The organism is Kitasatospora sp. NPDC093558, assembly GCF_040683475.1.
Taxonomy (GTDB): Bacteria; Actinomycetota; Actinomycetes; order Streptomycetales; family Streptomycetaceae; genus Kitasatospora.
Map to the genome: position 1 here is coordinate 1 of NZ_JBFBDY010000078.1, position 20,988 is coordinate 20,988.

At 73.2% G+C, this 20,988-nt stretch carries 16 protein-coding genes and 1 pseudogene; 11 read left to right on the forward strand and 6 right to left on the reverse strand.

Annotation, left to right across the window (positions count from 1 at the left end; genetic code table 11):
- The 7 genes and pseudogenes from AB0O00_RS11230 to AB0O00_RS11260 form a co-directional block, all read left to right on the forward strand.
- A pseudogene (locus AB0O00_RS11230) lies at positions 1–648 on the forward strand (amino acid deaminase); the annotation flags it as partial.
- On the forward strand, positions 648–2,279 hold the full coding sequence (locus AB0O00_RS11235; protein WP_363650462.1) for a D-aminoacylase: 1,632 nt from the start codon (positions 648–650) through the stop codon (positions 2,277–2,279). The pseudogene AB0O00_RS11230 and the gene AB0O00_RS11235, both read left to right, overlap by 1 nt.
- Positions 2,280–2,311: 32 nt before the next feature.
- Positions 2,312–2,950, forward strand: coding sequence for a bifunctional 4-hydroxy-2-oxoglutarate aldolase/2-dehydro-3-deoxy-phosphogluconate aldolase (locus tag AB0O00_RS11240; RefSeq protein WP_363650464.1), 639 nt, complete (start codon positions 2,312–2,314; stop codon positions 2,948–2,950).
- A gap of 129 nt (positions 2,951–3,079) precedes the next feature.
- Positions 3,080–4,687 (forward strand): alpha-amylase family glycosyl hydrolase, encoded by a 1,608-nt coding sequence (locus AB0O00_RS11245; protein WP_363650466.1) that lies wholly within the window; start codon positions 3,080–3,082, stop codon positions 4,685–4,687.
- A gap of 159 nt (positions 4,688–4,846) precedes the next feature.
- Entirely contained in the window at positions 4,847–5,953 is a 1,107-nt protein-coding gene (locus tag AB0O00_RS11250) for a hypothetical protein (protein WP_363650468.1), read from the forward strand.
- A gap of 42 nt (positions 5,954–5,995) precedes the next feature.
- Positions 5,996–7,336, forward strand: coding sequence for a radical SAM protein (locus tag AB0O00_RS11255; protein ID WP_363650470.1), 1,341 nt, complete (start codon positions 5,996–5,998; stop codon positions 7,334–7,336).
- Positions 7,333–8,499: an aminotransferase class I/II-fold pyridoxal phosphate-dependent enzyme gene (locus AB0O00_RS11260; protein WP_363650472.1), complete on the forward strand. Its 1,167-nt coding sequence runs from the start codon at positions 7,333–7,335 to the stop codon at positions 8,497–8,499. Before AB0O00_RS11255 ends, AB0O00_RS11260 begins: the two co-directional genes overlap by 4 nt.
- Here AB0O00_RS11260 and AB0O00_RS11265 read toward each other — a convergent pair.
- Together AB0O00_RS11265 and AB0O00_RS11270 are read right to left on the reverse strand one after the other, a co-directional pair.
- Entirely contained in the window at positions 8,409–9,188 is a 780-nt protein-coding gene (locus AB0O00_RS11265; RefSeq protein WP_363650474.1) for a (2Fe-2S)-binding protein, read from the reverse strand. The genes AB0O00_RS11260 and AB0O00_RS11265 overlap by 91 nt on opposite strands.
- A 152-nt stretch (positions 9,189–9,340) precedes the next feature.
- The gene (locus AB0O00_RS11270) at positions 9,341–9,889 is read right to left on the reverse strand and encodes a hypothetical protein (RefSeq protein WP_363650476.1); all 549 of its coding nucleotides are present in this window, start codon (positions 9,887–9,889) and stop codon (positions 9,341–9,343) included.
- A gap of 335 nt (positions 9,890–10,224) precedes the next feature.
- Between AB0O00_RS11270 and AB0O00_RS11275 the strand changes: the two genes are divergently transcribed.
- Positions 10,225–11,289 (forward strand): histidine kinase, encoded by a 1,065-nt coding sequence (locus tag AB0O00_RS11275; protein WP_363650478.1) that lies wholly within the window; start codon positions 10,225–10,227, stop codon positions 11,287–11,289.
- Positions 11,290–11,374: 85 nt separating this feature from the next.
- Here the strand turns inward: AB0O00_RS11275 and AB0O00_RS11280 are convergent, their stop codons facing one another.
- On the reverse strand, positions 11,375–12,958 hold the full coding sequence (locus tag AB0O00_RS11280; RefSeq protein ID WP_363650480.1) for a metallophosphoesterase family protein: 1,584 nt from the start codon (positions 12,956–12,958) through the stop codon (positions 11,375–11,377).
- Positions 12,959–13,100: 142 nt separating this feature from the next.
- On the opposite strand from AB0O00_RS11280, the gene AB0O00_RS11285 reads away from it, so the two are divergent.
- The gene (locus AB0O00_RS11285; RefSeq protein ID WP_363650482.1) at positions 13,101–13,838 is read left to right on the forward strand and encodes a response regulator transcription factor; all 738 of its coding nucleotides are present in this window, start codon (positions 13,101–13,103) and stop codon (positions 13,836–13,838) included.
- Positions 13,839–14,142: 304 nt separating this feature from the next.
- On the opposite strand, the gene AB0O00_RS11290 is transcribed toward AB0O00_RS11285, so the two are convergent.
- Together AB0O00_RS11290 and AB0O00_RS11295 are read right to left on the reverse strand one after the other, a co-directional pair.
- Positions 14,143–15,807 (reverse strand): peptide-N4-asparagine amidase, encoded by a 1,665-nt coding sequence (locus AB0O00_RS11290; RefSeq protein ID WP_363650483.1) that lies wholly within the window; start codon positions 15,805–15,807, stop codon positions 14,143–14,145.
- A gap of 249 nt (positions 15,808–16,056) precedes the next feature.
- Entirely contained in the window at positions 16,057–16,947 is an 891-nt protein-coding gene (locus tag AB0O00_RS11295; protein ID WP_363650484.1) for a LysR family transcriptional regulator, read from the reverse strand.
- Between the two features lie 125 nt (positions 16,948–17,072).
- Between AB0O00_RS11295 and AB0O00_RS11300 the strand changes: the two genes are divergently transcribed.
- Both AB0O00_RS11300 and AB0O00_RS11305 read left to right on the forward strand, forming a co-directional pair.
- Entirely contained in the window at positions 17,073–18,047 is a 975-nt protein-coding gene (locus AB0O00_RS11300) for a pseudouridine-5'-phosphate glycosidase (protein ID WP_363650486.1), read from the forward strand.
- A 3-nt stretch (positions 18,048–18,050) separates the two neighbouring features.
- Positions 18,051–18,929: a PfkB family carbohydrate kinase gene (locus AB0O00_RS11305; RefSeq protein ID WP_363650488.1), complete on the forward strand. Its 879-nt coding sequence runs from the start codon at positions 18,051–18,053 to the stop codon at positions 18,927–18,929.
- Between the two features lie 43 nt (positions 18,930–18,972).
- On the opposite strand, the gene polX is transcribed toward AB0O00_RS11305, so the two are convergent.
- The gene (gene polX / locus AB0O00_RS11310) at positions 18,973–20,742 is read right to left on the reverse strand and encodes a DNA polymerase/3'-5' exonuclease PolX (protein WP_363650490.1); all 1,770 of its coding nucleotides are present in this window, start codon (positions 20,740–20,742) and stop codon (positions 18,973–18,975) included.
- Positions 20,743–20,988 lie beyond the last annotated feature (246 nt).

The window sequence follows — 20,988 nt, forward strand, 5'->3', positions numbered from 1 at the left end:
GCCGGCGTCGGCGGGTACGAGGGCGCGCTCGCGCACGACGCGACGGCGGAGAAGCTCGCCACCGTCCGCGGCTACCTGCGGGCGCTCGCCGACCTGCACGGGCGGCTCGCCCGCGCCTATCCCGACGACGCGCCGCCGATCGTCTCGGCCGGCGGCAGTGCCTACTTCGACCTGGTGGTCGAGGAGTTGGCCGCGCTGCCGGACGCCTTCACTCTGCTGCGTTCAGGCGCCTACCTCGCGCATGACGACGGCTTCTACCGCGGCATCTCGCCGCTCGTCCGGGGCGCCGGGGACACACCGTTCCGCGGTGCGCTGCACGGCTGGGCACGCGTCGTCTCCCGGCCCGAACCCCAACTCGCCCTGCTGGACGCCGGAAAGCGCGACCTGCCCTTCGACGAGGGCCTGCCGGAGCCGCAACTCGTACGGGGCGGCGCCGAGTTGACCGGCACGTCGGCGCGGATCACCGCGCTCAACGACCAGCATGCCTTCCTCCGGGACGCCGGCGACCTCGCGCCCGTCGGCGCGGTGCTGCGCCTCGGCGTCTCGCACCCCTGCACCGCCTTCGACAAGTGGACCGCGATCCCCGTGCTGGACTCCGCGGACGCGGCCGAACCCAAGGTCACCGGGCTGGTCAGGACGTTCTTCTGATGAGCCGGGGCGAGGGCGGGGATCCCGGCGCGGCGGTCGTCTTCCGGGGCGCGACCGTCGTCGACGGCACCGGCGCCGAGCGCTACCGGGCGGACGTCCGGATCGCCGGCGGTCTGATCACCGACATCGGGGCCGGGCCGGCCGGCGGGCGCACCGTGGACGCCGACGGCCTCGTCCTCGCCCCCGGCTTCATCGACATGCACGCCCACTCCGACCTCGCCCTGCTGCTCGAACCCGAGCACCCGGCCAAGGTCACCCAGGGCGTCACCTGCGAGGTCCTCGGTCAGGACGGACTCTCCTACGCCCCGGTGGACGACCGCACCCTGCCCGCGCTGCGCCGCCAACTCGCGGGCTGGAACGGCGATCCGGCGGACCTGGACTGGGACTGGCGCGACGTCGGCGGCTACCTGGACCGCCTCGACCGCACCGGCGTCGCCGTCAACGCCTGCTACCTCGTCCCGCACGGCTCGCTGCGCGCGCTCGCCATGGGCTGGTCCGACCGCCGTCCGACACCGTCCGAACTCGACCGGATGCGCCAGGAGTTGGCGCGCGGACTGCTGGCCGGCGCGGTCGGCATGTCCAGCGGCCTGAGCTACACGCCCGGGATGTACGCGGACACCGCCGAGCTGGTCGACCTGTGCACGGTCGTCGCGGCCTACGGCGGCTTCCACGCGCCGCACCAACGCTCCTACGGTGCCGGGGCGTTGGAGGGGTACGCCGAGATGGTGGAGATCTCGCGGCGGAGCGGCTGCGGGCTGCACCTGACCCACGCGACGATGAACTTCGGCGTCAACGCGGGCCGGGCCGGCGAGCTGCTGGACCTCGTCGACGCGGCGCTCGCCGACGGCGTGGACCTCACCCTGGACAGCTATCCGTACCTGCCGGGATCCACCACCCTGGCTGCCCTGCTGCCGAGTTGGGCCACCGAGGGCGGCCCGGCCGCGACGCTCGCCCGGCTCGCCGACCCGGCGGCGTGCGAGCGGATCCGGCACGCGGTGGAGGAGACGGGCAGCGACGGCTGCCACGGCGTGGTCGCGGACTGGGCGACGATCCAGGTCTCGGGCGTCCGTACGGCCGGACTGGCGGGCGCGATCGGCCGGACGGTCGCCGAACTCGCCGTCGAGCGGGGATGCGGCGGCGCGGACGTCTTCCTCGACCTGCTGCGGCGCGACGAGTTGGGCACCACGGTCCTCCAGCACGTCGGCCACGAGGAGAACGTCCGGGCGATCATGCGCCACCCCGCGCACACCGTGGGCAGCGACGGGCTGCTCGTCGGCGGCCGTCCGCACCCCCGGGCCTGGGGCACGTTCCCGCGCTATCTCGGCCACTACAGCCGGGAGTTGGGCGTGCTCACACTGGAGGAGACGGTGGCCCGGATGACCGGGCGGCCCGCCGCCCGGCTCGGGCTGCACCGGCGCGGCCGGATCGCCCCCGGGTACCACGCGGACCTGGTGCTCTTCGACCCCGAACGGGTCCGCGACGCCGCCACCTTCGAACGGCCCCGGATGCCCGCCGAGGGCATCGAGCACGTCTGCGTCAACGGCGCCGCCGTCGTCCGGCAGGGTCGCACCACGGGCGCCAGGCCCGGGCGCGCCCTGCGCCGCACCGACCGAGGAACCCGAGCCCTGTGACCTCCCCAGTGAATTCCCCAGTGACTTCCGCTGTGACTTCCCCCGCGACCTCCTTCGCGGCCCTTCGGGACGACCGGGTCGTCGCCGTGGTTCGCGCTCCGTGGATCCCGGACGCCGCCGCGCTGTGCGCCGCGCTCGCCGAGGGCGGCATCACCTGGATCGAATTCACGTACACCACACCGGATGTGACGGTGTGTCTGGCCGATGCTTCGGCCGCTTCGGCGGCCGGGTGGCGGGTCGGCGTCGGGTCGGTGCTGACCGCCGAGCAGGCCGAGCGCGGGGTCGCGGCCGGGGCGTCGTTCCTCGTCACCCCCGGCTGTCGGCCCGAGGTGGCCGCCGCCGCGCACGCCGCCGGGGTGCCGGTGGTGCTCGGCGCGCTCACCCCGACCGAGGTCGCGCACGCCGTCGACCTGGGCGCGGCGGCCGTCAAGATCTTCCCGGCGAAGGCGTTCGGCCCCGGCTACTTCAAGGACCTGCGCGGCCCGTACCCGGACGTCCCGCTGGTCGCCTCCGGCGGGGTCAACGCGGGCAACGCCGCCGCGTTCCTCGCCCACGGCGCGCTCGCGGTCTGCGCGGGCACGGACGTGGTGCCGCCGGACGCCGTCGCGGCGGGGGAATGGGCGGAGATCACGCGCCGGGCCCGGGCGTTCACGGAGGCGTGCGGGCGCTGAGGGGACGGCGGTCGGGGGCCGCGCTGGGCGGGGGCCGTCGGCGGTGCCCGGCGGTGCACTGTCGGGGTGGGCGGGATTGCGCGAGAATCGGGGGATCCGGCCCCCGGACCCGGCAGGAGGACCCAGCCCATGACCTCGACCCGCCCCGGCCCCGACTGGCTGGCCGACGCCGTCCTCTACCAGATCTACCCGCAGACCTTCGCCGACTCCGACGGCGACGGCATCGGCGACTTCGGCGGCATCGCCGAGCACCTGGACCACCTGTCCTGGCTCGGTGTCGACACGGTCTGGCTCAACCCCTGCTTCGCCTCGCCGTTCCGCGACGCCGGCTACGACATCACCGACTACCTCGCCCCCGCCCCGCGCTACGGGTCCACCGAGGACCTGGCCGCCCTGGTCGAGGCCGCCCGCCGCAAGGGCATCCGGATCCTGTTCGACCTCGTCGCCGGCCACACCTCCGACCGCCACCCCTGGTTCCTGGCCGCCGCCGAGGACCCGGCCGACCACCGCTACATCTGGTCCGACCGCCAGGTGGACGGCTTCGTCGCCTCGCCCGGCAGCCGGTCCGGCTTCTACCGGCCGAATTTCTTCGACTGTCAGCCCGCCCTCAACTTCGGCTACGCGCGCCCGAGTTCCGACGAGCCCTGGCGCCAGCCGGTGGACGCGGACGGACCGCGGGCCAACCGCGCGGCGCTGCGCGACATCATGTCCCACTGGCTCGGCCTCGGCGTCTCCGGCTTCCGCGTCGACATGGCCTACTCGCTCGTCAAGGACGACCCGGACAAGACCGAGACCGCGAAGCTCTGGACCGGGCTGCGCGACTGGCTCGACCGCACCCACCCGCGGGCCGCCCTGCTCGCCGAGTGGGGCGACCCGGCCGCCGCCCTCTCGGCCGGCTTCCACGCCGACTTCTTCCTCCACTTCGGCGGCGTGGACCGCGGCCTCCCGCTGCGCTCCCTGTGGAACAACAACGGCGGTACGGTCGAGGAGTTCTGGCACCAGGACGCGTGCTACTTCGAGGCCGAGGGCCGCGGCACGCCGCAGGTGTTCCTCGACGCGTGGCGCTCCGCCGCCGAACTCACCGAGGACAGCGGCCACATCGTGCTGCCCACCGCCAACCACGACTTCTCCCGCCTCGCCGCCGGACCGCGCTCCGCCGCCGAACTGCCCGCCGCCTTCGCGTTCCTGCTCACCTGGCCCACCCTGCCGGCGATCTACTACGGCGACGAGATCGGCATGCGGTACGTGCCGGGCCTGCCCGACACCGAGGGCAGTGTGCTCGGCCCGCGCTACAACCGGGCCGGTTCGCGCACCCCGATGCAGTGGGCGCCCGGCCCGACCGCCGGCTTCTCCGCCGCCGCGCCCGAGCGCCTCTACCTGCCCGTCGACCCCGACCCGCACCGGCCGGACGTCCTGACCCAGCGCGCCGACCCGACCTCGCTGCTGCACACTGTCCGGCGCCTGATCGCGCTGCGGCGGGCGCACCCGGTGCTGGGTGCGTCGGGTGGGGTGGAGGTGCTGAGCGCCGGGTACCCGCTGGTGTACACGCGGTCGGGGCGGTACCTGGTGGCCGTCAACCCGCGGCGGGAGCCGGGGACGGTGCCGCTGGCGGCGGCCGTGCGGGCGCTGGACGTCCGGTCGGTGGACGTTCGGGCGTTGGACGCGCAGGGTGTGCGGGTCGTGGACGGGGAACTGCGGGCGGACGGGTTCGGGTACGGGGTGTTCGAGCTGGTGTGAGCCGGGGTGGTAGGGGCGAGGAGGGTCCACTTCCGATCGGTGCGGGATGGTTGTAAGCTACATCCATCGATTGATGGTTGCATTTACCACCTTTAATTGGTTGTATTTGCCACCCATGTAGCGCAGGTCACCGCAACACCGGAGGACGGTACGAACGCCATGAGCAGCACACCCCGGAACCCCGCCGCAGCGCCCACCCTGGGGCACTCGCTCAAGCACCTCGCCGTCCACCTGATCACCCCGCTGCTGATGTGCCTCGGCATGGCGCTCGCCTACCAGGGCGCCTTCCACCAGCCCGAACCGCACCACCTCAAGGTCGCCGTCGTCGGCACCACCCCGCAGGCACAGGGCCTCGCGCAGGCGATCCGGGCCAAGGCCGGGGACGCCCTCGACGTCCGCACGCTGCCCGACCGCGCCGCCGCCGAGCAGCAGCTCAAGGACCGCGACCTGGTCGGCGCGTTCGTGCCGGACGCCCGCAGCCCCGAGCTGATCGTCGCCAAGGGCAACTCGGACACCTCGGTCGTCGCCGCCACGGCGGTGTTCACCACCGTCACCGACAAGCAGGGCGTGCCGCTGCACGTCACCGACCTCACGACGCCCGCGAAGGGCGACCCGACCGGCCAGGGCCTGTTCTTCCTCCTGGTCGCGCTGAGCATCGGCTCGTACGCGAGCGTCGCCGCGATCGGCGCGGCGGGCGCCGCGCTGCGCCTGCGGATCCGGGCGCTCGTCGGTCTCGCCGTCTCGCTCGTGGTGAGCGTGATCGGAATCGTCACCGCGGGCCCGGTCTTCCACGTGGTCGACCACGACGTGGCGGCGGTCTGGGCGCTCGGCTGGCTCTACTCGGCCGGTGTGGTCTTCATCGGGATCGGTCTGCACACCTTCCTGAAGAGGTGGACCACGCTGACGATGATGGTCCTCTTCGTGATGCTCAACTTCACGACCTCCGGCGGCATCTACCGCCCCGAGCTGCAGAACGGCTTCTTCGGCACCCTGCACGGCTTCTGGACCGGCGCCGGCTTCATGGAGGGTGCGCGCAGCATCCTCTACTTCGACGGCGGGGCCGGCCTCGGCGGGCACGTCCTGACCCTCGTGGCGTGGCTCCTGCTCGGCGGAGCGGCCATGGTGGCCGCGGCGGTGTACGAGCGGCGCGGGCGCCGGTCGGTCGCAGGGGCGCTGCTTGAGGCGCAGACGGCGCAGACGGCGGAGACGGCAGCGGCGGAGGCCGAGGCTGCGGAGGAGGAGATGGAGGAGGCGGTCGGGGTCTGACCGCCTGCGGACGCGGGTCTTCCGGTCGTGCATGATGACGGGATGAAAAGTAGCGAACAGCGCTTCCACGTCATCGTGCTGTCCAACTTCGCTAAGGGCTTTGACAAGTACGCGTTCGCTTACGGCAAGGCGGGCATTCCGGAGAGCACCTTTCCCGACCGGTTCCACCTGCTGACCCGTGCGGAGTTGGGCATCGGCATCGGCAAGGCGCGCCGCCTGCTGGACCGGCTGGCCATCCCCGGCGACCGGCTGCTGGTGCTGGAAACCGCGGTGGACCCCCGCGAGTTGCGGCCCAACGTGTCGACCGGCCTCGGCATGGAACTGCACGAGAACCGCATCCGGTTGTCGGCCGTCCACGAACTCGACCAGGAAGGCGACGAGTTCACGCTGCGGCCGACGACCGTCGAGGACGCGATGGCCGCCTCCCTCGGCCTGGACGGATCGGCAGGGCGTCGCTACGCCGACCTGCGACCGCGCTCGGTTTCGGTCCTGCCGGTCGCCTCGGCCTGCCAGGCCCGCTGTTCGTTCTGCTTCTCCGCGGCCTCGATCTCCAGCGACCAGACGCCGGCACGGGTCCCGTGGGACACGGTCGCCCACTGGCTCGAGCGCGCCCGGGCGGCGGGTGCCGAACGTGCCGTGATCACCGGCGGCGGGGAGCCCACCCTCCTGCCGTTCGACCAGCAGCTGCGGCTCGTGTCCGCCTGCTCCGAGGCCTTCCCGAAGGTCGTCCTGATCACCAACGCGCACACCCTGGCGAAGGGCGGGCACGCCGACCGGGCCGGCCGACTGGAGGCCCTGAGCGCCGCGGGCCTGAGCGTGCTGGCGGTCTCCCGGCACCATCAGGACGACGCCGCCAGCGAGCGGCTGATGATGCTGCGCACGCCGGTGAGCGCGGTGGCCGACACCTGGCGCACGGAACGGGACCGCTGGCCGGGGCTGCGGATGAGGCTGATCTGCGTGCTCCAGCACGGCGGCGTGGCCGACGCGACCGGCGTCGCCGACTACCTCTCGTGGGCCGCGGACCTCGGTGTCGAGGAGGTCTGCTTCAAGGAGCTCTACGTCTCCACCAGCACCGAGTCGCTCTACTTCGACCGCGCCGCCAACGTCTGGAGCCGGCAGCACCAGGTTTCGCTGTCCGTCGTCACCGGGTTCGCCGAGCAGCACGGCTTCGCACTGGCGAGCCGCCTGCCCTGGGGCGCACCGGTCTACCACGGCACCTGGAACGGCCGGCCGATGCGGATCGCCGCCTACACCGAGCCCAGCCTGCTCTGGGAACGTACGAGCGGAATCGCCCGCAGCTGGAACGTCCTGGCCGACGGACGCTGCTACGTCTCCCTGGAGGACCGGGCCAGCGAGATCGTGCCGGAAGGTGCACCGGCATGAGGTTCGACGAGTTCCAGGAATTCCGGCAGCGGCAACTCGGTGGCACCCCGTCGCTCCTGGACGCGGCCGAGACCAATGTGTACCGGGCGCTCGCGCCACTGCGACCGAAACCGCCGGCGGAGCCGCGTACGGTGCACCGGTGCGATCTCGCCCGTGCCTGGCTGCGACGGTACGAGCTGCCGGAGGAGTGGTCTCGCCGGGCCATGGTCTCCCGAGGGGTGCGGCACGGGCTCGGTGTGGTGTTCCACTGGCTGCACGCCGTGCGAGCGCGGTTGTGGTTGCCCAGCGACGTGTACCCGGTGTACTTCGAGCTCGCCCGCGCTGCGGGCCTGGAGCCCGCGTCCTACCCGACGCTGCCGGCGCCGGTTCTGCCGGGGGCGGCGGTTGTGTCGGGGGTACCGGCGGATGACAGGCCCGAATACCTGCTGCTCGCCAACCCCAGCAAGCCGCTCGGCCGGTACCTGTCCGATGCCGAGTGCGCCGCGGTGATCTCGTGGTTGCGGGGATCACCACACCGCCGCCTGCTGATCGACAGCGTCTACGACCTGGGAGCCCCGTTCGCGGCCGGCACACGGCGGTTGCTGGACACCGGTCGTGCGGTCCTGCTGCACTCGGTCACCAAGGGATGGCTGTGGCCGCGCACGTTCGGCGTGGTCTTGCTCGGGCCGGAGCCAGCGGAATCGGTGCAAGCGGAATCGGGGCAAGCGGAATTGGCGCAGGCGTTCCGGGCGGATCCGCCGACGCCGGCTCAGCTGCTCCTCGCCGACCGTCTGCTCACCGAGCACGGTGACGTGCCCCAGCAGGTCGTCGACGAACTGGCGGTACGGGCCCAGCGGTTGTTCGACCGGTTGCCGGTCGAGGTGGTCGAGGCGATTCCCATGGCGAGCCGGACCAGTCCCGGCAACTACTTCTTCCCGGTCGGTATCCCGGCGGAGACGCTCCAGCGCGAGTACGGCGTGCTCGCCATGCCGGCCGGCGTGTTCGGGGAGAGCGACTGGTCCGGGTCCATCCTGACCAGCCTCGCCGACGCTTTCGGCCCGACGCCGGAGCTGGGCGTGCGCCCGCCGACGGCTCACGGACCGTCCGTTCGGGGCCTCCTGGAGGACGGCGGGCGGGTGAAGCAGCAGTCGCCGCACACGCCGGCGCCCGGGCCCACGCGGTAGTACAGGCAGCAGCTCCGGCGCCGGAACGCCGTGCCGTGCGGGCCGGTCCGGAGTGTGCCCGTCCCGGCGAGGGGCGGTCGGTCCAGCAGTTCGGCGACCAACGTGCGGGCGGCGTCCGGCGCGTGACCGTCCAGGACGCGCAGCGTGCCGGCGAGGGCGGACGCGGAGTTACCGAGCAGCAGGCGGGCGGAGAGCGGGGCGACGGACCGGACGGCCTCGGCGAGGGGCTCCAACTGGCCGACGATGACGGCGTCGTGGAGCTGCTCGGCGAGTGTGGTGGTGGCGGGGGAGGGCGTGGCCGAACCCTGTGGCGTCCACCGTGGCGTCCACAGGTCGATCGGACCCTGGTCGGGGATGCGCATCCACGCCCCTTCCAGCGACGGCACCGCCCCGAGCAGCACGGCTGCTCCCACTCCCACGGACCAGAAGCGTGCGGCCAGGCCCAGGTGCAGGATCGACGCGGCGACCCGCAGTTCGGCGGTGCCGAGCCGCTGCGCGACGACGTGCACCCGCGCTGCCAGCGGCCCGTCCGGCCTGACCCGCCCGTCCCCGTACAGCTCGTACAGCTCGTGCAGTGGCCGGTAGCCCGGGGGCGGGGTGTCGTCGTCGGCTGAGGCGGCCGTGTCGAGGGCGAAGTACGGGCCCACGGCGGCGAGCCGGCGGAGGTCGGCGGCGGGCGCGGGGTTCACCGGCCTTCCCCTGTGCGGTCGGTGAGCCCCGCGCCCTGGTCGGAGGGCTTGTTGGGTGCGGGGGTGAGTTTGGGGTTGGGTGCGGGGTTGGGCGCGGTGCTGCGGGCGGTCATCGGGCGGGCCTCCGGTGTCGGTCGGGCGGCCCGGTGGGCTCAGCCCCGTACGGTGTAGCCGCCGCTGGTGGTGGGGAGGAACGCTACCGTGCTCTGGCAGTCGGAGATCGACGGGCCGAACACTCCCCAGACCCAGCCGACCCGGCCCGCGTGCCGCCCGTTCGCCTGCACGGTGACCGCCACCTTCGTCCCCACCGGTGTCAGCTTCGGGAACCACGGCGCCTCGCCGCTCGTGATCACGCCGGTCGCGATCGCCTCCTGGCCGCCCACGCCGAGGCACGTGATGTCGCCCGAGAAGTCGGCGACCAGCCGGCCGTCGGTGTGGATGTGGGTGACGTGGAAGTGCCCGTGGGTGGTACGGGGGTCGGTGTTGACGTCGGAGCGGGCGTCCAGCTCGATCCGGACGGCGTCGCCCTCGAACTCGCCGAAGACGGTGCTGGTCAGGACGGTCCCGGCGGCGCCGTGGACGCTGACCGGTCCGAACGGATCGGAGGGTCGGTGGGTGTCGGCGCTCGCGGGCGCGGCGGCGGTGATTGTCGCGGCGAAGAGCGAGAGGGTGGCAGCGGCGGTGGCGAGGCGGCGGTTCATGGCCCGTCCTCCTATGAGGGGTGGTGGTGGCTCTACCGGATGTGTCGGGAACCACTCTGCTCTCGGCGGAGCTGCCGAACCTCCCGCTGGAGAGGGGACTTGGCTCCACCGGGAGGACGAGGGCGGCTCCCCCTGGAGAGCTGCCCGTAGGCTCGGGTGTGTGCGTACCGATCTCCCGTCCGGCGTCGGCCGGTTCCGTCGTGTGGCCGTTTCGCTGACAGGGCTGGTGCTGTTGTTACCCGTCGTGCTGGCGCACCCGGGTGAGCGCGGGGCGGCGCTGCTCGTGGCCCTGGTGGCTGCGGCGGTGGCGGTAATCGCCTTGCTGCCGTGGCCTGTTGGGCGGATCGCACTCGCTGCCGGCGCGGGGGCGGCGGCCGGGCTGTCGCTGCTGTTCGACGCCGGGTTACTCCGGGCCGTACCGGCTGCCCGCGTTCTGGCTGCCGTTCGAGTGGCTCGCGCTGCTCGGGGTGCTGTTCCGGGTCGTCCGGCGGGTGCCAGGACGGTGGGTCGGGGTGGTCGGCGCGGTCGTCGGGCTGGCGGCTGCGGTCGTGCCGCTGCGCTTCACCTTGCGTATGCCGCACGGCAGTTGGCCAGGCTCGCTGATCGCGTTCGTGCTGGCGCTGCTGCCCGCCCTTGGTGTGGCCGGGGCCGCCCTCTACCTGCGCGTCCTGGACGCCCGGCGGGAACGTGCCGTCGCCGGCGCCCGCCGTGAGCAGCGGCTCGAAGTCGCCCGCGGGCTGCACGACTTCGTCGCCCACGAGATCACCGGCATCGTCCTGGAGGCGCAGGCGGGCCAACTCGGGCCGCAGGAAGGGGAGGAGACGGCTGCACTGCTGCGGCGCCTGGAGGAAGCAGGGTTGCGGGCGCTGGACTCCATGGACGAGATGGTCGGCGCGCTGCGCGACCCGCAGTCGGATGAGGCCGTCCGGGAGGCGCGTCGGTACGGGCTGGCGGACCTGCCCGAACTGGTCGAGCGCTTCGGCGGGTCGGGCGGTACGCGCGCCGTCGTTCAGCTGCCGCCGGACGCGGGCGCCCTGCTGTCGGGCGAGGCGGGGGCCACCGCGTACGCCGTCGTGCTGGAGGCGCTGACGAACGTGCGGCGGCATGCGGCGGGTGCGGGGTCGGTGGTGGTTCGGGTGACTGCGGGGGCGGGGGCAGGGACGGGGACGGGGGTCGAGATCGCGGTGACGAACGATGGCGGGGGCGGCGCTGCGCGGCGGGGCCGCAGGTTGCTGCGCCGAGGCCCCGGCGCGGGCGGCACCGGGCTGGCCGGCCTCTCGGCCCGGGCCGCCGCCCACGGGGGGACGCTGACGGCCGGGCCGCACGGCGCGGGCGGATGGCTCGTCGTGTGCGCGCTGCCGGGGCGGTGCGGGGGCGGACGCGGGACGGCGAACAGATGACAGCTGACAGATAACAGATGTTGAAAGTTGTCATCTGTTATCTGTTATTTGTCAGCTGTTCGCCGCCGGCCGCCCGCGGCGTCCGTCAGAGCTCCCGGCCACCGCCGCGGGCGCCGCGCGGGCGGGTGAGGGTGAAGCGGTCGACGGGGACGAGGTCGCCGTACGGGCCGCTGACGGAGTAGTAGGTGACGTTGATGCTGGTGTCGCCGCCGCGCTCGCCCTGGTCGACCTCGAACGCGGCGAAGCCGTACGGGTTGTCGGCGTCGCGGAACGCGGACCACGGCGCGTCCTCGATCACGTACACCGGCGGGCGCTTGCCGGTGGCCGGGTCGACCGCGCCGACGCCGGTGATGACGCGGGCCTTGGCCGGGCTGAAGAACAGGTGGTTGGAGGGGGCCGAGGTGCCGCCGCCCCCGATGACCATGTGGACGGTGCCCTGGGTCGTGTCGATCGTCGCGGTGTCCGTCGCGACCGGGATCGGGGTCCGGGTGTCGGTGGGCTGCTGCCCGCGGATCGGGTGCGAGCGCTCGTAGTGGTGCTCGTGCCCGCAGACGACGAGGTCGACGCCGTACCGGTCGAACAGCGGCACCCAGGACTCGCGGATGCCGAGGTCGGCGCCGTTGAACTTGTCGGCGGTGGAGATCACCACCTGGTGCATGCAGACCACGATCCAGTCGATCTCCGGGTCGGCGTTGGCGGCGGCCAGCTCCCGCTCCAGCCAGCGCTGTTGGGCGCCGCCGGAGTAGCCGTGGACGTAGGAGTTGCCGGCGTCCTGGTAGGCGACGTCGTCGTTGTTGAGGCTGATGACGCGCACCGCGCCCGCCGTGAACGCGTACCAGAGGCCGCGCAGTTCGTCGTCGGCACCGGAGGACGGCAGATCGAAGTAGGCCTGGTAGGCGCCGTAGCCGATCGGGCCGTTGCCCTTCTCGTTCTCGTGGTTGCCGGCCGCCGGCATCCAGGGGCGGTGGCGGGCGGACCGGGAGTTGTTCTCGAACCAGTCGGACCACGTGCGGACGCGGTCGGTGGCCAGGTTGGCGTAGCAGAGGTCGCCGTTGACCAGGTGGAACAGCGGTGCGACGCGCTCGACCCCGGCGGTGGTGTCGCCGGCGGCGAGGCTGCCGAGGTTGTCGTTGGCCCAGCCGTTCGCGGTCTTCTTGCCGAGGGTGGGGGTGCCCTGGTCGCCGAAGCTGGTGAAGGTGAAGGCGGCCCGGCCGCGCGGCGCCGTGCGGACGGTGCCGAGCTCCGGGGTGGCGCCGTCGTGCACGGCCGCGTAGACGTAGTCCGTGTCGGGGCGCAGGCCGCTGAGCCGGGCGTGGTGCACCTGAACCTCGGTGCCGGACTGCGCGTCGCGGTAGGTGGTGGTCGACGCGTCCTCGCTGCGGCCGAAGCCGCCGTGCGAAGTGCCGTACATCACCCGGGGGTTGGAGACGGACGTGGTGGTGTGCCAGGACACCACCACCTCGCCCGAGGCGTCCGAACCGAACTGGAGGTGCAGGCCGGCGACGCGCGGCGCGCCGGAGCGGTCCGGCCGCTCCCACAGCAGTGGGGAGGCGGCGGCCGGCGTCGCCGCGACGCCGGAGAGGGACACGGCGCCGCCGAGCCCGAGGCCGGTGGCACCGGCCAGGAGACCGCGCCTGCTGACGGGGGGACGTCCACTGGATGCGTTCATGCCCGCCAGCCTGACGGTGCGCAGGTGAACCGCGCCGGGTTTCGGACGTGAACACTCCGACGTGAGCACTCCGGCGTGAACGCACCGGCGTGAACGCACCGGCCCGTCCGGGCGGGAGGTCCGCCGTGGGAGACCGCCCGGTGTGACGAGTACGAACGGGGCTCCGGGGGAGCGGGTCATCCGGACGCTGATCGCCGACGATCAGGAGGCGGTCCGGCGCGGGGTGCGGCGGATCCTGGAGGCGCAGCCGGACATCGAGGTCGTGGGAGAGGCGGCGGACGGGGTCGCGGCCGTCGAACTGGCCGCGCAGCTACGGCCGGACGTGGCGCTGGTGGACATCCGGATGCCGCGCATGGACGGCCTGGAGGTGACCCGGCGGCTCGCCGGTTCCGTGCAGGTCGTGGTGCTGACCACCTTCGACCTCGACGAATACGTCTACCCGGCACTGCAGTTCGGCGCGTCCGGGTTCCTGCTGAAGCGCTCGGGGCCGGCGCTGCTCGCCGAGGCGGTGCGGGCGGCGGCCGGGGGCGAGAGTCTGATCAGTCCGGCGGTCACGGTGCGGCTGCTCAAGCACGTGACGGCGCCGCGCCGGGGTGGCGCGAGCGCGGCACCCGTAGCACCGGTAGCGCGCGTAGCACCGGTAGCCCTCGCAGCACCGGTGGCTCCCGTGGCGCCGCTGACCGAGCGCGAGGTGGAGATCGCCGGGCAGGTCGCGGCGGGGCGGACGAACGCGGACATCGCCGCGGAGCTGTTCATCTCGGCCGGGACGGTCAAGACGCACGTCGCCGGCATCCAGCGGAAGCTCGGGGTGCGGAACCGGGTGGGCATCGCGGTGCACGCCTGGGAGATGGGCTACGCGGTGCCCGGCCGGCAGACCTGAAGCCGACATGCGTGAGTGAAAGAGAAAGAGCGGTCCACGGAGCCGAGGGGCTGCTCCGTGGACGCGCGGAACCTGCGAGGCGGAGGGGCCTCCGGACGTCGTGTCCTCCGGCCGTGGTAGTTCGATCGTCGACCGAGGTAGTTAACAGCGGCAGACCCTGATCCGTCTCGATCTGTCGCCACTGCCTCCTGCGGTCGAACTTCCTCGTCTACCTCGCAGGTCCATTTCTCATCATGCGCCTCCCCGGCGCCGTGCACCAGGGTTTTTCCGCCCGAATTCGGACGATTTTCGCAGCCGGTGACCGCTACGACACGGGCCAGCCGTCCACCGTGGTGATCGTGCGCCGGTACGGCCCGTCCGGGCCGGTGCTGCGGTAGTCCTCGGTGCTGCCGCCGGTGCGGACGGTGCGGTCGCCGTCGTGGCGGTGGGCGGTCGGGCGCAGCGTGTGGTCGACGGTGGCGACCGAGGTGACGTGGCCGCCGGTGGCGCCGGTGGTCACACGGTGGTAGCCGAGGTCCATCGAGGTCACCTGGTCGGTGTTGCCGGCCGTGTCGTGGGTGACGCGGTAGGTGACGTCGAGCGGTTCGGACTCGTGGACGGTGGTGGTGCGGTGCGGGCCGCCGCCCCAGGTGGCGGTGGAGCGGGTGAGGTCGGTGCCGTTGTGCAGGGTCACGTCGTTGCCGCCGTCGCGCAGTTGCTGGGCGGAGCGGAAGGTGAGGTCGTCGCGGACCTCGGTGGTGACGCGCCCGTGCGAGGTCTGCACCCAGCCGCGCGTGAGGTCGTGCCGTCCGGCGGTGACCGTCCAGTCGCCGCTGCCGCCGCCGTGGTCGGTGAGCGCGGTGGTGACGGCGGCCTCGGGGGCGACGCGGTACTCGGTGAGCTGCCCGGCGGTGCGGTCGGTGCCGTGGTCGGTGTCGGCGAAGAGGTTGACCTGGCCGGTCCAGACGTCGTTGCTCTGCGCCTCGGCGGCGTTGACGGCGATCCCGACGCTGTGCGGGCGGCCGTCGAGGAGCAGGCCGACGTACGGGGTGAGGTCGAGGCGGTAGGCGGGCAGGCCGAAGGCGAAGATGCTCGGGACGGGCCGCCACAGCAGCGGGTCCCAGCCGCCGGTGTAGATCACCGGGTAGGGCCAGACGGCGCCGGCGACCCGGCCGTCCACGGTGAGCCGCAGTTCGCGGAAGGGGCCCTTGCCGCACGCGCCGAGGCCCGGGTTGGCGCTGACGAAGGCGTCGGGCGCGGAGGCGTAGGCGAACTCCTCGCAGGCGCCGCCGCCGCGGGTGTAGACCTCGGCGGTGAGGCGTTCGAGGTTCTGCGGGAAGGTGAGGTCCCGGGCGGTGGCGGTGGCGGCCTGGGTGAGCGAGAACGGGCCGGTGGTGAGCAGCCGGTCCGCCGTGTGCGGGGCCGGCCACCGGTCGGAGGTGGTGTAGAAGGTGAGGCTCGCCGAGACCTTGTAGACGCCGGTGTAGGTGGCGTCCGTGACGTTGGCGAGGTCGAAGGAGAACGGCTGCGGGCCGCCCGTGAACAGCGGCGTGTAGCGGGTCACGTCGTGCTCGACGTTCCACCGGATCCCGTCCTTGGACGGCTCCGGGGTGGACGACAGCAGCACCTGGACGCCGCCGATCCGCACGCTGAAGATCCGGTCGAACTGCCGCCCGGCGACCTGGCCGTGGAGGTCCAGTACGACCGCGGACCAGGGCCCGGCGCAGTCGGCGGGCGGGGTGAGCGTGGCGTCGTACGGCGTGTCCGGCGGGTTGCCGTAGCCGTTGCGGAACTCGCGCTCGTGCATGACCTCGACGGTGCACGAGTGGGTGTCGGGCCGGGTGAGCGGCTTCTCGGCGGTGTACGGGTCGTGGTAGCCGGAGCCGAAGTCGGCGTGCGCGGGGCCGGCGGCGGTGACGGCCGCGGTGAGGGTCAGGACGGCGGCGCCGAGTAAGCGGGCGGCGCGGCGGAGCAGGGGGCGGACGGCCAAGGGATGTCCTCGGGTCTCGGGTCGGGCGGCCCACGGAGTGGTGCCCGCGGACCGGTGGGACGGTCCGGGTGGTGCTGCGGACCGGTGGGACGGTCCGGCATCCTTCCGGCGGTGGCATGTGACCGTCAAGGTGGTCGTCGGTCGGGCGAGGTGTTCGTCGGCCGGCCGAGGTGGTCGTCGGTCGGGCACGGTGGTCGTTGGCCGTCCGAGGTGGTCGTCGGTCGGCGCATCCGCCCGGTGCCGCACACGTCAGTCCGCCTCCAGCGCCGCCGCCTCCTGCCGGATCAGGTCGCGCAGCGTCGCGAGCCGGGGCCGGCGGTCGTCGAGGCGCCACTGCATCTCCAGCGGCAGGGTGGCCCGGCCCTCCAGGCGGACGGTGGCGACGTCGCCGGTGAGGTGGCCGGTCATCGAGCCGGGCACGAGCGAGAACGCGCGGTTGCGGGCGAGCAGGTAGAGCCGGGAGCCGACGATGCGCGGCGGGCTGACCAGCACGGGCGGGTCGACGCCGTGGTCGGCGCACAGGCCGAGGACGTGGTCGTAGTAGCGCGGGTGCTGCTCGCGCGGCCACAACAGCAATGGCAGGTCGCGCAGTTCGGCGAGCCGGACGCTGTCGCGGCCCGCGAGCGGGTGCTGGTGGCCGAGCGCCACCCGCACCGGCTCGTCGGCGATGCGCTCCAGCCGGTAGCCGGGCACCTCGTCGAGGAAGCGGCCGAGGCCGATGTCGGCGAGTTCGGCGGCGAGGGTGGTGGACACCTGCCCGGTGTCGACGGCGAGTTCGGCCGCCACGAGCGCGGGCAGCTCCTGCTCGGCCCGGCTGATCACGGCCGGCAGAAGCCGGTTCACCACGCTCGGCGAGGCGACGATCCTGGCCGTGCCCAGCCGGGACTCCTCGTGCAGCCGCACCCGGTTCAGCAGCGTCCCGGCCTGTTCGAGCAGCCGGGCGCTCTCGGCGGCCATCACCTCGCCGGCCTCGGTCAGGCTGACCGACCGGCGGCTGCGGTCGAACAGCTCGACGCCGACCGTCCGCTCCAGCCTGGCCACCTCCTGGCTGACCGTCGGCTGCGAGATGTGCAGCCGCTCGGCGGCGCGGCCGAAGTGCAGCGTGTCGGCGACGGCGAGGAAGACCTCGAGCTGACGCAAGGTGAAACCCATAGTTCAAAGCCTATGGGAAAGGGCAGTACTCATTCTGGATCCCGATCCGAGCCGTCCGTACGCTGATCATCACCTTGCCCCGCCGCAGTGGCATGTCACAGAGAGCGTCCACCATGACCGGACTCACCACGCCCGCCCCCGAGGCCACTCCCAGCCCCGAGGCCATCCGCGTCTCCGACGAGGTCGCCCGGGCGGTCGCCGAGGGCACGCCCGTCGTCGCCCTCGAATCGACCATCTTCACCCACGGCCTGCCGCGCCCCCGCAACCTGGCCGTGGCGCTGGAGGCCGAGGAGCGGCTGCGGGAGGCGGGCGTCGTCCCGGCGACCATCGGCGTGTACGCGGGCGTGCCGACGGTGGGCCTGAGCACCGAGCAGATCGCCGAACTGTCCGCCACCGACGGCATCGACAAGGTCAGCCTGCGCGACCTCCCGGTGGTCGCCGCGCTCGGCCGGCACGGCGGCACCACCGTCGCCGCCACCGCCTTCCTCGCCCACCGCGCCGGCGTCCGGGTGTTCTCCACCGGGGGCCTCGGCGGCGTGCACTTCGGGGCGTCCGAGACCTTCGACGAATCGGCCGACATGACCACGCTGGCCGCCACCCCGGTCACCGTCGTCAGCGCCGGTGTGAAGTCGATCCTCGACATCCGGGCCACCCTGGAGCGCTTCGAGACCTTCAACATCCCGGTCATCGGCTACCGCACCACCAAGTACCCCGGCTTCTACGTCACCGACTCCGGCCACGAGATCGCCTTCCGGGTCGACTCGCCCGAGGAGGCCGCCCGCGTCATCGACGCCCGCGACGGCCTCGGCCTCCCGCAGGCCGTCCTGATCGCCAACCCGGTCGACCCCGCCAAGCAGCTCCCGCCGGAGGAACTCGACGGCATCCTCGCCCGCGCCTGGGCCGAGGCCGACCGCCAGGGCGTCAGCGGCAACGCCTCCACGCCGTTCCTGCTCGACTTCATCCAGCGCGACACGCAGGGCCGCAGCCTGGAGGTCAACGTCGAGGTCTACCGCGGCAACGTCCGCCTCGGCGGCGAGATCGCGACCGCGCTCAGCGCTTCGGCGGCGACTGCCGCGCGAAAGGCCTAGGCCGTGCTCGGGGTGCTCGGCGACCTCGTCGAGGACATCGTCGTGTGGGTCGACGGGCCGCTGCGCCACGGCACCGACTCCGCCGCGCAGGTGTTCCGCCGGCGCGGCGGCAGCGCCGCCAACGTCGCGTGCTTCGCGGCGGGGCAGGTCCCGGCCCGCTTCATCGGCTGCGTCGGCGACGACCCGATCGGCGACGGCGTCGTCGCCGAACTGGCCGGCCACGGCGTGGACGTGCGCGTCGAGCGACGCGGCCGGACCGGCAGCATCGTGGTGCTCATCGACCGCGACGGCGAGCGCACCATGCTGCCCGACCGGGGCGCCGCCACGCTGCTGGACCGCGTGCCGGACGCGTGGCTGGCCGGACTGGCCCACCTGCACGTGCCCGCCTACTCCTTCGACGGCGAGCCGGTCGGCCGCACCGCCGTCGACGCGCTCGCCCGGGTGCGGCGGGCGGGCGGCACGACCTCGGTGGACGCCTCCTCGACGGGCATGCTGGAACAGTACGGACGGGAGCGCTTCCTGGGCCTGCTGGCGGAGTTGGCGCCGACCTTCGTGTTCGCCAACCGCTCCGAATCCGCCTACCTCGGGCTGCTGGTCGACGGCGCGATCGGGCCGGAGCGGGCCCGGCTCGCCGCCACCACGGTCGTCACCAAGGCGGGCGCCGAGGCGACCACCGTCGACGTGCCGGGCGAGCCGCTGCTGACGGTTCCGGTGCCGCCGGTGGCCGACGTGCGCGACCTGACCGGCGCGGGGGACGCGTTCGCGGCGGGGTTCCTCGCCGGGTTCCTGGACACGGGCGACCTGCACCTGGCCGCCGGGCTCGGACACCGCAGCGCGGCGCGCGTGCTGGCCTCGCCGGGGGCCTCGTTCGGCGAGCGGTGACGTCCGGTGGGCGGTCCCGGTGCGGCGGGGCCGCCCGCGTCGACTACTTGAGCGCGTCCTTGCGGAGGAAGTGCTTGAGGCGTTGCCACGTCCAGGTGTTGACGACGTCCTCGGCGGTGAGCCACGCGCGCTGCGCCGTCCCGACGCCGAACCGCGGGTAGGCCAGGTGCGGCGTCGCGTGCGCGTCGCTGTCGATGCTGAACAGGACGCCGTGCTTCTTCGCGCGCAGGATGTCCTCGTCGCGCAGGTCGAGGCGCTGCGGTGAACTGTTGATCTCGATCGCCGTCCCGGTGCGCGCGGCGGCCTCGAACACCGCGTCCAGGTCGACGTCGATCGGTCCGCGCCGCCCGATCCTGCGGGTGGTGAGGTGGCCGATGACGTGCACGTACGGGTTCTCGCAGGCGCGGATCAGGCGGCGGGTCTGGGCGGCGCGGTCGAGGCCGAAGTGCGAGTGCACGGAGGCCACGCACACGTCGAAGCCGGCCAGGAACTCGGGCGGCCAGTCGACGCCGCCGTCCGGGCCGATGTTCAGCTCGGTGCCGTGCAGGAGGCGCAACTTCTTGTGACGGTCGGCCAGTTGGCGCAGCTGCTCGCGCTGGGCGAGCATCTTCTCGTCGGTCATCCGCTGCATGACGAGATCGGGCGCGTGGTCGGTGACGGCGTAGTAGGAGTAGCCGCGGGCGGCCGCGGTGTCGATCATCTCCTCCAGTGTGGCCAGCCCGTCGGTCAGGTCGGTGTGCGAGTGGAGGTCGCCGCGCAGGTCCGACTCCTGGACCAGGTCCGGGAGTTCGCCGCGCAGCGCCGCCTCGATCTCGCCCCGGTCCTCGCGCAGCGGCGGCGCGATCCAGGGCAGGCCGAGCGCCGCGTATACCTCGTCCTCGGTCGCCGAGACGACCTTGGTGCCGTCGGCCGTCCTGCCCTTGCCCTTCGTTTTGCCGTCGGCCTCGCCGCCGACCTCGAAGAGGCCGTACTCGGAGAGCTTCAGCCCGGCCCGGACGGCCATCGTGCGCAACTTGATGTTGTGCGCCTTCGAGCCGGTGAAGTACACGAGCGCCGCACCCCAGTCCTCCTCCGGCACCACCCGCAGGTCCACCTGCACGCCCTCGGTGGTGAGCACCGAGGTCTTGGTGGGACCGCTCGCTATCACCTCGGCCACGTACGGGAGTTCGGTGAGCGCGGCCATCAGCGGCGCGGAGTCGGTGGCGGTCGCGAGGACGTCGACGTCGCCGACCGTCTCGCGCATCCGGCGCAGCGAACCCGCGTACGCGCACCGGGTGCAGCCGGGCACCGCGGAGATCGCGGCGACGACTTGCTCGGCGAGCTCGGTCGCGGCGTCCAGCAGGGTGCGCCCGCCGGACTGCCGCATCAACTCGATGCCGTGCAGGATCTTTTCGCCGCTGCGCTCGCCGAAGCCGGCCACGCCGCCGAGCCTGTCGCCGCGGATCGCTTCGGCGAGTTCGTCGACGGACGCGATCCCGAGGTCGCGGTAGAGGGAGAGGGCGCGCTTCGGCCCGACGCTCGGCACGGCCATCATCTCCCGTACGCCGGACGGGATTTCGGCGCGCAGCTGCTCCAGCGCGCCGATCCTGCCGGTCGACAGGTACTCGGCGACCTTCTCAGCGGTGGACTTGCCGACGCCGGGGATCTGCTGGAGGCCCTTGGCGTCCAGGTCGGCGATGTCCTCGGGGTGACCGCCCACCGCGCGCGCGGCCTTCTCGTAGGCGCGGGCCCGGAACGCGTCCCCGCCGGTGATGTTGATCAGGTCGGCGTACTCCTGGAGCAGCTCCCGCACCTGGTCGTTGAGCCGGGGCATGGGGCCAGTCTAGGGCGGGGCCCCGAGCCGGCGCCTGTGCTGCGCGTGTGCTGTGCCGGTGCCTGCCGGTTCCTTTGTCGGCTTCGGTCCGTTGCCGGTCCGTTGCTTGCCACCCGCCGGTCGGGGGGTGTGCGGCCGGCCGCTCGGCGGGGGGATGCGCCCGATTCGCGCCCCCTGGCCGGATTGTCACCCGGGCGGCGGAGGCGCAGGCTGGGCGGGAGGGCCGGGTAAGCGGTCCGCTCCGGG